Below are 14,387 nucleotides of genomic sequence, written 5' to 3'. Positions count from 1 at the left end.
TAGCGCTAACTGCGTTGAATTCACTTCCAATAGCCAGCTATTGGTGCGTAAATTTGCCTTGTTTTCCCTAAAACTTGCTGGCTAGACAAGGAAAAAACTAAGTTGTGCTTTAGCAACAATGAGTTGGAACATTCCTTATCCAAACCTCAGGTTAAATAATAAGTTGTGGTTTATTTGGTTTTCTCATGTTTGAGAAAATTGCTGTATCAGGCGTGTTTGCTGCTCAATTTGACATAGTAACTCTTGACTTAAAGTAAAAGATTTCTCGCCATGTTCTGTGCCTCTCTCTGCGAGCGTAGTCACGCTGTCAACGTTTATGCTTATTTGTTTTACCACACAACTTTGTTGTTCAATGGCGGCGGCAACACTACGATTTAAATCGGCTAAATGCATGACATGACTTTGAATGGTATCAAGGCTTGAACCGTTATTCTTTGCAAGGTCAACACTTTGATTTGATAGACTATTACTTTTTTGCACTGAATCAACAGCAGAGCTGGAAATATCATTTAGTTCTTTAAGTAATTGCGTGATTTCTTCTGTGGAAGTTTGTGTGCGCTGTGCAAGCGTGCGAACTTCATCTGCTACAACTGAGAATCCCCGGCCATGATCGCCCGCTCGGGCGGCTTCAATTGCGGCATTTAGCGCAAGCAAGTTGGTTTGATCGGCAATAGAGTTGATAACACTAAGAATATTTTGAATGCGGTCATTTCCCGATACTAAGCGATTTACGGCATTGTTCACTTCCATTAAATGCTCATCAAGATAGTGAATAGAATCGATAACGTCTTTTACTGCGGCTTTACCAAGCCCAGCTTGGTGCTCTGAATTATTGGCTGCATCTGCAGCATGGTTTACGTTTTCTGAGAGCTCATCAATCGTTTGCGAAAACTCGTCCATGCAAACAACCATTTCTTTTGCCTCGCTTGTTTGCTGTTTTAGTAACTCGGCAACGAATTGACCGCTTTGTGTGGTAAGTTTTGCATTTTCACTTACTCGAACAGATACATCGTTCACTCTGCCTACTACCGCAGAAATTTTCGCCTTTTGCATTTCTAATGCCAGTGTAATATCGGCAACTCTGTCTCGAGATTGACCGTATATCACAGACATTAAATCATTATCAAAAATCGTTTTGGCTTGTGTGAGCAAAGCTTTATATTTAGAGCGAAAACGTGCGGTTAACGCAATCGTGATGCATAACAGAGTCAATGGTAGCAGGGTAAACCAATGGTTGTTTAATAGTGATGCTAGAGGCAAAGTTATCGCGACGAAAAGCAATAACATAAATGAGAGGCGAGTGCTGTCATAGCGACTCGTTTTTTGTTGGCTATCAAGAGTGCGATAAGCATTTTCTGCGCGTTTGATTACCTCGGAAGAAGGGCAAGTTCTTACAGATTGGTATTCAACTATGTTGCCTCGCTCGTCTTTAATTGGAGTGACGAAAGCGTTTACCCAATAGTAATCCCCATTTTTTGTTAAGTTTTTAACAGGTCCCATCCAAGATTGGCCGTTTTGAATGGTAGACCACATATTTCTAAATGCCGCTTTTGGCATATCCTGATTGCGCACTAAGTTGTGCGGCTGACCAAGCATTTCTTCAATGCTAAAACCCGCGATGTCACAAAATGACTGATTTGCGTATGTAATTCGACTGTCCAGATCCGTTGTTGAAAGCAATACACTGTGCTTGCCTAACTTTATTTCCCTACCCATTATTTTTGACATTTGTTTTTTATCTCGGTAGCTAAAGACAAGGCGAAATATAAATCTAAGACTCTATAGTCAGAAGGTTTTTTTAACCAAACCGTAGTTTAATAAAAGGTTTGCTGACCAAGATCAGGTTTATCCATGGTTACCTTAACCGAGATTAATTTGATTGTGATACATCAATAAATTCAACCTGTTTTCATGTTATTGAGTGTAATTAAAGGTGGTATGGAATTCGCTTTAGTTACAATCATTAAGCTGAAATTGCACTAATGTTGGCAGATTTTTCTTAGCTGATTTACTCAGTCGGTAATTTCTACTTATGTTTGTAATAAAATAGGGGGAGCCACCAGTGAAAAATGCGACACTTTACCGAATGCATACCTCATCGCACATTTGCCCTTTTGGTCTCAGAGCTAGGGATTTGCTTTCACGAGAGGGTTTTTGTGTAGACGACAATGTGCTCAAATCAAGGGAACAGACGGATGAATTTAAAGCCACTCATAACGTTGACACTACGCCACAAATATTTATCAACGATCAACACATTGGTGGTTATGAAGCGCTACGCCGATATCTAGGCAAGCCGTCACATAAGGAAAAGAAAAACGTATACTGGCCAGTACTTTCGATATTTTTAGTCGCGCTGCTGCTCACATTCGCGACACAATTTCCTGTTGATAATCTTGTAGAATGGATAAAGCCTTTTATTGGGTTTTCTATGCTGTTACTCGCGGTACAAAAGGTACGGGATGTTCATAGCTTTACAAACTCCTTTATCACTTACGACTTGTTAGCGATGCGTCATCTAAAATACGCGTATGCTTACCCTTACTTAGAGTTATATGCCGGCGTTTGTATGCTAACAACTTTGCCTGCCATTTATTATGCACCAGTGGCAATATTCATAGGGCTTATAGGTGCAATCTCGGTGTTCAAGGCCGTATACATTGATAAAAAAGCGCTCAAATGTGCATGCGTTGGTGGTGACACTGATGTGCCTTTAGGTTTTATATCACTAACTGAAAATGTGGTTATGTTTAGCGCTGGGGCACTTATGTTGTACAGCTATTTTTGATTTATCCTGAGGCTCGGATTAGATATGAGCTGGTTGATTACTTTTAAAACTTCCGTAAATTAGCAGGCAGCATAGTGCTACCTGCCAAACTTTAAGAGAAGAAACCAGTGACTAGTGGCTTATGGCTTTCAACCATTTTTTGACCGTTACACCAAACGCTATGTGGCGTTAGCGTGTTTGCGTCGAGCAAAACAAGGTCGGCATCACTACCGACAGAGATCTCACCTTTATTTAATCCTAAAATCCTCGCTGGATTGGACGTAATAGATTGCAGAGCTAAGTCAAGCGGCACATTAAATTGCTGCACCGCTTGCTGGAACGCCCCAAGCAGCGAAGACTCTGAACCCACTTCAAATCCAACTAAATGATTTTGTTCATTATAAATTGGCAAGCTCGCATGTCCGTCGGAGCTCATGGTTAGTTGCTGTGCGTTCACGCCTTTGTCTAAGCAATATGCCAACGCCTCGGCTGCTGCTAGCTCACCATTGGCTAAGTCGTACTCGGTGGTGCTAGTGGTAAAGTCGATGGTTCCGCCAGCTTTGCAAAATGCAATCCCCGCAGTTAGCAATTCGGCATTTCGGTTCATATGAGTTGGATAAAACTGACTGAGCGGTATTTCACTAGACAGTGCTACTTCATGGAGAAGCTGTAAGTGCTCAACACCTGTTCCAACGTGAATGGAAACGGTACCTCGTTTGCCACTCAATAGGCCCGCAGTTCTTGCTTCTGCTGCAATGGTCGTAAGCTCTTTTACCGAAGGCTGCGTACCTCGATGATCGGCGATTGCAACTTCCCCAACACCGATGATTTCGTCGATATACATAATGTCGTGACGGATACTGTGACCAAGTGTTTTTATTGGCAAGTGGTAAGAGCCAGTATGGCAAAAGGCGTTCAACCCCTCTTGTTTTAACCCTTTCGCTTTAGCAACTAAATCGGTATGTGTTCGGCTGACATCATCGGTGCCAAGTGCGCCAATGACAGTCGTGATCCCATATAGCGTTGCATCAGTGAGGTTCATTTGCGGGGTACGGCTCGCAAAGCCGGCTTCGCCACCACCGCCACTAAAATGCACCAAAGAGTCGACAAATCCGGGGGCTAATATAAATCCCTGTCCGTCAACGATAGCGAACTCCAAGTTGCTGTTTATTTCGATATCCTCCTTGATTGCGAGGATTGTTTTCCCAGCAAAAAGGACATCACGCTTTCCGAGCTTTTTAGGCGTAAAAAGCTCAACATTTTTAATAAGTGTTAGCATAAATTTATTGGTAATTTGTTAAGTGAGCAAATATGGTGACCACACTTGCTAATGTGAAAAGAAGTAACATAAAGCGCCAAATAAACTGCACCCAATCGTTCCAAGAAAGTTTAACAACCCCTAAGCAGCCAATTAAGCTTGCTGAGGTTGGGATAATGATGTTGCTCAGTCCATCTCCTAGCTGAAAAGCCAGTACAGAAGTTTGCCGAGAAACACCAATTAAGTCTGAAAGAGGTGCCATAATGGGCATAGTAATAGCTGCTTGTCCGGAGCCCGAAGAAACAAAGAAGTTGAATAAAGATTGGAATACATACATAAACCAAGCTGCCAACGCATCAGGGACTTGGGTTATTAAGGTAGCCGCATAATAAAGCACAGTATTTAAGATTGAAGGTGTTTGGAGATCGCTCCCGCCTAGTAATAGTACAAGCCCCTTGGCGAGACCAACTAGCAAAGCTGCAGGCAGCAGATCTGCGCTTCCTGCTTTAAATGCTGCCACTGATTGGCTAATAGACTGGCGTCCTCCCAACTTAGCTATTAGGGCGATGACCAGCCCCAGCACAAAAAACTGAGTGGCAAGTTCGGGGATGTAGTATCCTTTTGCAGTCACACCGTAAATGACCCAAATAATTACCATGAAAAATGCAAGCAATAACGCCTTATCAACAAGCTGTAGCTCTGAGGGCGAAGTACTTGCAATGATATCCTCACGCTTTTTTCGTATTTTCGCAGCGTAGCGCACCGTAAAAACCAGTCCAACGAATGTGAATAGGGTGGTGAGAGCAACCCTAAACTCAGCGCCTGAGAATACCGGTAACTGAGCGATACTTTGTGCTATGGCAATGCTAAAAGGGTTCATGGGGGAAGTAGCAAACCCGATTTGCGTTGCAACATAAGTCACAAGCACGGTAACTTGGGCGTTATAGCCAAGCCTCATCATGATAGGGTAAAGCACAATACAAAATGCGATAGCCTCTTCACCCATGCCGAATATGGCACCACCCAAAGCAAAGGTGATGAACAGACTAGGGATAAATAGCCAATCAATCCTTTGTGTAGAATTGATCAGCGCCATAATGCCATTGTCTATTGCTTTGGTCTGCATTAACACGCCAAATGCACCACCTGTTATTAGGATAAAAGCGATAACCCCAATAGCGGCTCCATTTCTGTCTCCACTCACGAGCCCCTCAAATAGTACGTTGAACAATCCTGCTTCACCTTGAGTGGCAAACAAAGGTAAAGGTGCAGGTGTTTGTGCTTGTGAAAACTGTGAAAGTGCAACGGTATCATTAGCTCTTGTTAGCTCGAACGAGCCGGGCAAAATAAAGTGTGACACCGCATAGCACAGCCCTGCGATCACCAGCAAAATAACGAATGCGTCAGGCATTTTTATAGTTTTTCGCATATAAAAAACGAAAATGGGGTTACCCCCATTTCTCCATTAGAACTGGTAAGTTAATCCGAGAGTATAGCTAGTGCCTAACGCATTGTGATTGATTGAGTCGAAGCCTCGCGATGAGCCATAAACCACAGGAGGCTTTTTATCGAAAAGATTATCAATACTGAGCCTTACTTTTAGGTGCGCTGAGAACTCATAACCCGCACTAATATCAACCGCTGTCCAGCTATCAACATCTCGTTTCCCTTCGCTATCGAGTTGCCCAAGTTCAGCTAACTCGTCGATTTCTCGCCCACGTAGCCCTTCGATGTCGTCCTCATAACTGTCAGTATAGTTTGCACCCAGCGAGACATAAAAATTATCAGCGTTATAAGTCACTGAAACCCTGCCTATATTTTCAGGGTATCTAAAGGTCCCAACAAGTTCTTCACCCTGATCAGAACCCGGTTTATTGCGTTCGTATTCAAGGTAATGAGTTGCATCCAGTTTCACGGTTAAGTCAGCGTTATCTAATCTAAATCTATGATTAAATTTAATGTCCAACCCAGCAATATCTTGGTTACCTGTGTTCTCTAATTGAATAACATGATCGCGATATAGTTGTAGGCTTTGAGCGCGAGGGTCAAACTCATCGATATAAGCCGCCAAAATTTCGCTTAGATCAGCGCCGCTTTGATCTATGCTCAAACCTTGCGTATCGGTTACGCTACAAACATCTTCATCATACGAAATGCCCATCTGACCATCAGGGACAAGACCACAATGACGCAACGACGGATCTGTAATTGCACGACTGAGTACAGCGGTCATATTTGTATCAATAACGTCGGTATATTCAAATTGCCAGTAATCAATCGCGATAGTGGTATCTTGAGTTGGGCTCCAAGCTAAACCTAGAGAAATAGATTCAGACTCTTCGGCATTAAGTTGGCTGTTACCAAGCTCTAAGGAGTTAACCGTAACTTGCGTGCCATCACCCTCACAATACAGATCGGCGACAGCTTGATTCGCGCCGCAATCGAAGGTTGAAGTCGTTGTTCTCAGCTTTACCCCTGCCTGCGTTAAAGACGGTGCTCTAAAAGAAGTAGACCAACCGGCTCGTAACATTAGGGCATCAGTAGGGCGATAGCTTATGCCGATTTTTGGATTAAAAGTTGAGCCAAAGTCGTCAAAGTGGTCATATCGTCCAGCCACCTGCATTTCTACTGTTTCTGTTACTGGAATGTATAGCTCTACAAATGCACCTAGCTGCGTTCTTTTTGCGTCCGCGATGCTAGAGCCATAACCAAATACATCAACTAAGTAATCGTTGGCAGCGTCTGCAACCGCATCATTTGAAGGGGTGTCCGACAGCTCTTCTTTTCGTGCTTCGACACCAAACGAGGACTGTACCGCGATATCTTGCCAAGAAAAGAGCTCACCCGATACAGTAAAATCCCAGCTGTAAATACGGCTTGTACCTTCTCGGGTTGGGCGTGCTTTGGTAAGTGCAAGTGTTGCATCGTTAGTGGCATTGCCTGCTAAGAATGGGTTATAAAAGTCGAGAAGGTTACTATTAGCACAGCTTAACTGGCCGTCGTTAATGCTGGCAATGTTCCCATCACCACATAGCTCCCCGGCCAAAGCGGCATGAAACTTATAACGATTGTATACCCCATCGGTGGCCACCTGATCTGATTTAGATTCAGAGAACATAATCCCAGATACCCAATCCCATTCGCCTAGCAGCCCTTCTAGGCTCGAAACCAATCGCATATTTTGGCTTTCGACTTCAATGGTGCGGGGTGAGGTAAAGCGAGCATCAAACTGAAACCCCCATTGCTCCTGTCCAAGTAGTGTGTTGAATGGGTCGATGTAAAGTGAATCAAGTAGCGAGTTGTTACCGCTTGCGTCGCTATAAATGAAGAGGGCATCCTCTCTCACCCACGGACCTTCACTGTCATCAATCTGATTGATTGCGGCTGGGGTTGAATAAGCGGTTGATTTTGTTTTACTGATAAAAAATTCAGTTTTCCAAGTCAACTCGCCAACCTGCTGATTGAGCATTGCACCACCAGACACACTCTCAAATGGAGTGCTTAGGACATCATCTTGATTACCATAGTAAGCACAGATCTGCTCCCCATACTCAGTGGTGACCAGCTGGCTCATACAGCCAGGTGCTGGAAGTTCATTACCGTCGCGACTGCTGTAATAATAAATATTAGGCGTATTGTTGAGTTTAGGAAGATAAGAATATCCGTTAACTAAGTTGGGGGTTTCCAAGAAGTCTCTATCTGTTGCGTTAAATTGGTTTTGGTCGTAAAAATCTGCAAACAACATCAGGCTGCCATTACCAACTTCAGTTCCCCAAATTAGATTGACTTGTGTTTTGCCCTCATCAGAGCTTTCAAGACTGTTACCATAGCTAACCTCAAGTTCTACACCATCGTAATTGTCTTTAAGAATATAGTTAATCACACCCGCAACGGCGTCTGCTCCATAGATTGCGGATGCCCCAGTCGCTAGGATCTCAACTCGTTCGATAGCCGCCAAAGGGATGGCGTTTACATCTACAAAGTTTTGTGTGCCCGCCGCAAAAGAGCTTGGCGCGACACGACGACCATTGATCAAGGTTAACGTCGCTGAAGGACCCATGCCTCGTAAACTGGCTGCTGCTTGCCCCGCGGGTGTTGAGGTTGACGTACTGCCACTTTCGCTTGTTGAGAATGTGCCAGAGCCACCTTTTAATTGAGGAAGGTCTTGAAGTAACTCGAAAATTGAGGAAGCACCTGAGCGGTCTATGTCTTCTGAGCTCAAGATAGTAATGGGCTGTGTACCCTCTAAATCAACGCCTTTTATGCGAGAGCCCGTGACCTCAATTCTTTCAACGGCTTTTACGTTTTGATCTGTTTGTTCTTCTGCATGAGTATTAAAACTTGAAGCAGCCAAGGCTGCTGAAATTGCTACGAATAGTTTGTTGTACATTACTTCACCTACTTTCTGTTGATGAGCGGCTTGGTACAGGCGAATGGCGTTGCTGTAGAATTTATTTGTTGTGTTTATTGCTCTACCGCATTGAAACTTCGCAATCGTCTGTGCTTAAAAAGCGTTAAAAACAATAGGTCAGTTTCAATTGGACAGATAAAAACCACGCCACTACGAAAAATAATCGCGATAGTACGCCTTAAGTCAGCCGTTTAATTTTTATAGAAATCAAGAGGTGGGGTTGCAATTAATAGACAACGCCACGGCTTTACACCGTGTGTCTACTCGTCGAACCACTCAGAAAGGTAGTGAGGTGAGTAGAAGTAGCAAACAAATTTGAACGCATTCTTCAACATATTTTCATCTCGTGTTTTTTGACAATGCAAACCAGCGTGTGCTAGCTTGCGCTTCGCAATGTTCATTAAAATTTATAGCACAAGCGTTTTTGTGCTGACAAGTCGTTTTTAACAAATTTGTTTGGAATTCATCATGAATGTTGTGTTTTTTATAACCACCGTGTTAACTGTGGGTACGCTTTTCTTCAGCTTAACCTCTTCTGCACAAACACTTTATTTGATTGGCGGGGCACTCAAAACCTGTTCTAGTATGGCCACAAAAAACTGTGCAGAAAATGTCGAATTTTCAGCGGCTGTGAAAACACATTTGTTGTTTTCTGTTGATGAAATGACAATAAATAAATTCACTAAAGGTTGGCCAACTAACAATCGCGCGCACCTAAGGCGCACCCTTAAACTGCTTAAGAAATTACCATCGAACAAAGTCTTATCTAAACTACAGCTTGCGCAGTTTGCGAAGCAATTTGATGAAGGCTTATATCGCAGTTGGAGTGATAAAGAATATAACTTCTTCTTCGATATGCTTGAACTGCCCTTGTTGTATCAGCATAAACGTATACCTGAAATAGTTAATACTAACGGAAATAATGAGCCAGCGAGCACCGAAATCATAGAAGATATTGCTAAACGCATTGGCAAGACAAAAACCAAAAGACTGCTGCTTGTCACTGCATCATCTCGTGATCCTTATGAGTCTGCTGATTTCTATGAAGGATTATTTCAAAGCTATGATGTTAATGCCCAGTGGTTCCCCCTTACTCCGGCATTAGCTGGGGCGCTTAGTAGCGGTGACTGTGAAAACCTAGATAGCTATCGTAACCAGCTCAATGGGGTTTATAATCGTGAAGTCATTTATCCAGATAGAACATTAACCGAATATAATCTTTGCCAGCAAGGGATTGAGAAGGTGAAACAGCAGTTGGTAAATGCGGATGCGATCATGTTTAACGGCGGTGATCAATCACTCACTAAGCTAGTAATGTATGCTACCGATAAGCAAACGCCTTATCCTTGGACTGAAGTGCTAAAGGAGATACCAATAATTATCGGTACAAGTGCCGGAACAGCGGTGCAGGCCGGTGGAAAAAATGCCTTCGGTTATGTTCCCATGATCACCAATGGTAGCAGCATCGAAGCTATATTAAATGGCGCGATAAATGCTTCTGCTCCAGTACAACACTGCGAAAAGCATGGTGGATGTGGCAAGCTAAATGCCGATGCATTAACTTATGATGCTACAGGTGGCTTAGGAGTCTTTTCCTTTGGCGTTTTAGATACGCATTTTAGTGAAAGAGGCAGAAGTTTTAGGCTTGCGGTGTTAGCACTTAAAAGCGGCCAAAAATTTGGTTTTGGTGTGGATGAAACCACAGCACTAAAATTTGAAAGTACTGAAGAGGAGTTCTCGGTACTTGGTAAGCAGGGCGTAGTTGTGATTGAAACTCATAAGCCACAGCATTTCTACTATTCGTTTTATCCAGCAGGCAGTACGTTTTCAATGCCCAAGTTACATTCAAAGAATAAAAGCGACAGTAATGTGATGAACAAGGCAAAAGGCAAACGTCTAGTTGAAAATCTAGTCGAAGATAATGTGCTCCGTGAAGTGACCCAACTTATGTGTTTAGAGCAACTTAGTGAAGTGGAAGCCTCGCAGGTAGACCTGCCAAACATTCATATTGAACGTACCAACCAGAGTCGCTGTGACAGGCTGGTCAATGGGAAATTTCGAGTCAAAAACATAACCGTAAAATGGCATGAAAAGTAATGTAACCTAGTCCTTAAATGAGGCGGATAGTCATCGAGCAAATGCCTTGATGCAAATTACAAAGTGAATAAAAGGGCTACCAACTGATAGCCCTTATAATTAGCAACCTAGTTGTGAGCTAAGACCGCCGACTCGACCCTCAATGTCGGTGGCTTTATAGCTTGGCAGGCTAGGTAGGATATTTAGGCCAGCTCTTTGTTCTACTTCGTCAATGGTTACTTCTGTTTTGCAGTAATCAAGATATCTACCAGAAGTTTGCTCCATGATAAAAGCAGAAGCCTTCACATTTGAGCCTGCTATTGTGACAACGACCTTAAAATAGCCTGACGGAATAGTGTGAGATTCATCAGCACCAGGCAAGGTAGCAAAGTAATATTCATACAAGGGACCCGTGAACACATAAGCATTTTCGCCCGTTCGCACTAAACTTCTCACTGCATTTTCTAATTTAACCCATGGGCCTTGATTAAGGTTTGATGATTGCGGGGTAATGTTCGAGAGGTAGTTAGTATCGCTCCAATTGGATGTATTGGAAAACGATGCCAAAGGCACTTGATGACCTCTATCTGTATGAATAGTTGCCCATGCATCGCTGTAGTCACTTGGCTCTAGCGTGTATCTACTTGCAATTTTAGGGTCAGATTTCCAAGTCCTTGAACGGCTTGGGCCATCAATTGTGCTTGGTGTGACTTTGTATGCTACCCAGTCCGCAAACTTTGTTGCGCGATTATTGCTAAGCACATATATAGGTCGTTCAACGATATCATTACTTGATGGTGTGCCAGTTGGGCAACCGTAGTTGCTACATATGTTGGTGTTTGCATTTGCAGTCGCACTGACTGCAAGCATAAGTATTGCGAATTTCATTTTAATCTCCGTGCTTAATTGAAAGTCACGCAATACTAGGTAGGTTATTTGTCAGTATTATTACTTTAATGTAAATAAATTGTGTTTTGTGATTGGTGCTGTTAGTTGAGAACTAAGGTGAAATAGCCGATTTATAAGGTGTTATAGCTGTAAAGTATGTTAAGAATCCCTCATGTTCATTTTACTAATTAACTGGAAAATAGAGGCTAGGGGCAGAGCCGACATATTTGAACTGGCACAAATAATACAAAACTGAGTAATGCATGCGTTTTGGCCTGGTCACGTAGAGTACTGGAAATAGAAATTACACTGTTTGAAGTTTAAAGTGAGAGGTTGTGTCGGGAGAAAGCATTTAGCAGCTCATATCAGCAATCTATTTTTAGTGTTCTTATTTCGGCAAATCTATTCAAGCTGAATTAGCCATCAGAGTTATTCGTTTTTGAAGCCTTTGCCTCTGACGAGGAATGGTTCTTACATTGTTTTAAGGCGCTGACATTGAAAGGAGTCGCTAGCGATGCTCATTGAGGTGAGCTTCTAATACATCAAAGAAAACAAAGTTCATAAGTCTAAACTGGAATAACGAGCGAAAATCGGAAAGTTCAATACTACGTACTAATTGTGGGCATTTACGAAAGGAAATGAATGAAGTTAACTTATTGAATAGGGTAAGGAAAAGCTGGTCGGCATAGCAGGATTTGAACCTGCGACCCCTGACACCCCATGACAGTGCGCTACCAAGCTGCGCTATATGCCGACTTGTGCTTTACTATACGGATTTTTTTTTGAAAGGCAATAAGTGGTTGGTTTGTTTGGACATTAAATGAACTCAAGGGCGTGTTTTTGTGTTCTTCTTCATTTAAATTGGGTTTTATAAGAAGAAAGCGCACTAAATATAAGCATTAGTGCGCTGTATTGGTCTATTTAGTCCAAATGCCTTTTGGTAGTGTTTTTTCTACTTCAGGGTTAGTACTAGGATCAAACTCTGGGGTTACGCCAGCTTTAAGCTGCTTTTTATAATCGTTGGCAAGCCATAGCACGACTTTGCGAAGCATAAAGAGTGCAATCACGTTAACTACAGCCATTAAACCCATTGAAATATCAGCGAGTGTCCAAACCAGTCCAAGTTCGCTTACCGCACCAAACATTACCATACCTAATACACAAACTCTAAATACCATCATGCCTTTCTTTGAATGGTGATCTAAGAACAGTAGGTTGGTTTCTGCATAACTATAGTTGGCAACAATGGAGGTAAAAGCGAAAAATAGAATAGCGACCGCAACGAAAATTGCGCCCCATTCACCTACATGATGAACCAATGCAGATTGTGTTAATTCAATGCCAGTTAAACCTGAGTTTGGTTCAAGCTGACCAGATAAAAGAATAAGCGAAGCGGTCGCGGTACAGATCACTATGGTATCTACAAATACACCTAGCATTTGTACATAACCTTGTGATGCTGGGTGGTTTGGATTTGGTGTTGCACTTGCAGCGGCGTTTGCTGCGCTACCCATACCGGCTTCATTTGAGAATAAGCCGCGCTTGATCCCCTGAAGCATCGCTTGCATTACGGCGTAGCCAATCGCACCAGCACCCGCTTGCTCAATACCCATTGCACTTTTTACTATTAGCATGAATATATCTGGTAGCTGCGCAAAGTTCACAGCACAGACGTAAAGTGCAAGTATAAGATAAGCAACGGCCATAAAAGGCACGACAAGTTCGGCAAAGCGTGCAATAGTTTGTAAACCACCGAAGATGATAATCCCAGAAGCTGCTACTAACGCAATACCCATCACATATTTAGGCACATCAAAGGCAACGTTAAATGCTGCAGCAATGGAGTTGGCTTGTACTGCATTAAAGACGAAACCAAATGCAAGGATAAGGCAAAGTGAGAATAACACCCCCATCCACTTACGTTTTAAACCTAGCTCCATATAATAAGCAGGGCCACCACGGAAGTTTCCGTCATCATCTTTTGTCTTATATAGCTGCGCTAAGCAACTTTCAGCAAAACTGGTCGCCATACCAATCAAGGCAATGAGCCACATCCATAATATAGCACCAGGACCGCCCAAATAGAGCGCAACGCCAACACCTGCCATATTACCGGTACCAACCCGTGCGGCGAGTGAAGTACAGAATGCTTGAAAAGAGGAGATACCATCCTCAGCACCTTCGCGACTTTGCATCATTACCTTCACCATATATGGGAATTGGGTGAATTGAATAAAGCCAAGCCTAATTGTGAAGAATACACCTGCAGCTATTAATAGGTAGATAAGTAGATGGCCCCATAAAAGACCACTTATCGAATTTAAGATATCAGCCATGTATTTAGCCTTTTTCTAAGAACGAGTAAATAATGGGGCGGTAATCTACCACAAAGAAAAGCAAAAGCCGAAACTCCTGTGGGTTATCCACAGAAAATGTGGATAAGTTGTTAGGATTCGGTGGGCTAAAAAGCATTTGAAAAATAAATAGAAAAAACCGAAAAAAAGGGTTGCACTAAAATCGGATCGCCCTATAATGCGACCCCACTGACACGGGGCGCCACGCTGAAAAGCAAAGCAGCAACGAGTTAGCGTCAAGTAAAACTTAAGTTCGAAACTTCTTCTAAAGAAATTCAAAATTAAGTGTTGACAAAAAATCGGGAATGCTTAGAATGCACATCCCTCGAAACAACGAAATGTTTCGAAACGTTCTTTAAAAATATGAAGCAATCATCTGTGTGGGCACTCGTACAGATTGAGTTCTAACAGCAGATTCTAGTTCGCTAGATGACGCAAACAAATTTAGAGTCTCAATTGTAACTGAGTGACTATATAGTCAATTCGTTTTGATTTTACTTTTTTGAAAAGTAGAAGCAAACAATCAGAATTCATTGAGCATGAAACTTAGGTTTCAAAAAAACTTTTAATTGAAGAGTTTGATCATGGCTCAGATTGAACGCTGGCGGCAGGCCTAACACATGCAAGTCGAGC

General features: G+C 42.6%; 8 protein-coding genes, 1 tRNA gene and 1 rRNA gene. 3 read left to right on the top strand and 7 right to left on the bottom strand.

The genetic code is table 11. The features are described from left to right. Positions 1-183: 183 nt before the first annotated feature. Positions 184-1,728, bottom strand: a complete 1,545-nt coding sequence (locus NO992_RS07215; RefSeq protein WP_371375612.1) for a PAS domain-containing methyl-accepting chemotaxis protein — start codon at positions 1,726-1,728, stop codon at positions 184-186. Between the two features lie 358 nt (positions 1,729-2,086). Here NO992_RS07215 and NO992_RS07210 point away from each other — a divergent pair, with 358 nt between their 5' ends. Continuing rightward, on the top strand, positions 2,087-2,788 hold the full coding sequence (locus tag NO992_RS07210; protein WP_371375859.1) for a MauE/DoxX family redox-associated membrane protein: 702 nt from the start codon (positions 2,087-2,089) through the stop codon (positions 2,786-2,788). Positions 2,789-2,879: 91 nt separating this feature from the next. On the opposite strand, the gene iadA is transcribed toward NO992_RS07210, so the two are convergent. Genes iadA through NO992_RS07195 form a run of 3 tightly spaced genes read right to left on the bottom strand, consistent with a single transcriptional unit; the run spans position 2,880 to position 8,415 of the window. Further along, complete coding sequence (gene iadA / locus NO992_RS07205) at positions 2,880-4,046, bottom strand: beta-aspartyl-peptidase (RefSeq protein ID WP_371375610.1); 1,167 nt, start codon at positions 4,044-4,046, stop codon at positions 2,880-2,882. A 4-nt stretch (positions 4,047-4,050) separates the two neighbouring features. Then, on the bottom strand, positions 4,051-5,454 hold the full coding sequence (yfcC, locus tag NO992_RS07200; protein WP_371375607.1) for a putative basic amino acid antiporter YfcC: 1,404 nt from the start codon (positions 5,452-5,454) through the stop codon (positions 4,051-4,053). Between the two features lie 36 nt (positions 5,455-5,490). Then, complete coding sequence (locus tag NO992_RS07195) at positions 5,491-8,415, bottom strand: TonB-dependent receptor domain-containing protein (RefSeq protein ID WP_371375604.1); 2,925 nt, start codon at positions 8,413-8,415, stop codon at positions 5,491-5,493. Between the two features lie 489 nt (positions 8,416-8,904). On the opposite strand from NO992_RS07195, the gene NO992_RS07190 reads away from it, so the two are divergent. Next, positions 8,905-10,533, top strand: a complete 1,629-nt coding sequence (locus tag NO992_RS07190; RefSeq protein WP_371375600.1) for a cyanophycinase — start codon at positions 8,905-8,907, stop codon at positions 10,531-10,533. 99 nt (positions 10,534-10,632) lie between these two features. Here the strand turns inward: NO992_RS07190 and NO992_RS07185 are convergent, their stop codons facing one another. The 3 genes from NO992_RS07185 to NO992_RS07175 all read right to left on the bottom strand — a co-directional run bounded on the left by NO992_RS07185 (position 10,633) and on the right by NO992_RS07175 (position 13,736). Continuing rightward, on the bottom strand, positions 10,633-11,400 hold the full coding sequence (locus NO992_RS07185) for a DNA/RNA non-specific endonuclease (protein ID WP_010374770.1): 768 nt from the start codon (positions 11,398-11,400) through the stop codon (positions 10,633-10,635). A 677-nt stretch (positions 11,401-12,077) separates the two neighbouring features. Then, a tRNA-Pro gene (locus NO992_RS07180) sits at positions 12,078-12,154 on the bottom strand. A 163-nt stretch (positions 12,155-12,317) separates the two neighbouring features. After that, positions 12,318-13,736 carry an alanine/glycine:cation symporter family protein gene (locus NO992_RS07175; RefSeq protein ID WP_371375597.1) on the bottom strand — a complete coding sequence of 473 codons (1,419 nt, stop codon included), beginning with the start codon at positions 13,734-13,736 and terminating at the stop codon, positions 12,318-12,320. Between the two features lie 584 nt (positions 13,737-14,320). Between NO992_RS07175 and NO992_RS07170 the strand changes: the two genes are divergently transcribed. Further along, positions 14,321-14,387 (top strand): 16S ribosomal RNA (locus tag NO992_RS07170); the annotation flags it as partial.

Origin of the sequence: Pseudoalteromonas sp. DY56-GL79 (genome assembly GCF_041414765.1) — a bacterium.
Taxonomy (GTDB): domain Bacteria; phylum Pseudomonadota; class Gammaproteobacteria; order Enterobacterales; family Alteromonadaceae; genus Pseudoalteromonas; species Pseudoalteromonas piscicida.
The sequence above is the reverse complement of the archived record's forward strand: the minus strand, read 5'-3'. Positions and strand labels throughout refer to the sequence as shown.

Coding starts and splice junctions, on each gene's coding strand:
- NO992_RS07215 (WP_371375612.1), bottom strand. CDS start 1,728: ATGTCAAAAATAATGGGTAGGGAAATAAAGTTAGGCAAGCACAGTGTA.
- NO992_RS07210 (WP_371375859.1), top strand. CDS start 2,087: ATGCATACCTCATCGCACATTTGCCCTTTTGGTCTCAGAGCTAGGGAT.
- iadA (WP_371375610.1), bottom strand. CDS start 4,046: ATGCTAACACTTATTAAAAATGTTGAGCTTTTTACGCCTAAAAAGCTC.
- yfcC (WP_371375607.1), bottom strand. CDS start 5,454: ATGCGAAAAACTATAAAAATGCCTGACGCATTCGTTATTTTGCTGGTG.
- NO992_RS07195 (WP_371375604.1), bottom strand. CDS start 8,415: ATGTACAACAAACTATTCGTAGCAATTTCAGCAGCCTTGGCTGCTTCA.
- NO992_RS07190 (WP_371375600.1), top strand. CDS start 8,905: ATGAATGTTGTGTTTTTTATAACCACCGTGTTAACTGTGGGTACGCTT.
- NO992_RS07185 (WP_010374770.1), bottom strand. CDS start 11,400: ATGAAATTCGCAATACTTATGCTTGCAGTCAGTGCGACTGCAAATGCA.
- NO992_RS07175 (WP_371375597.1), bottom strand. CDS start 13,736: ATGGCTGATATCTTAAATTCGATAAGTGGTCTTTTATGGGGCCATCTA.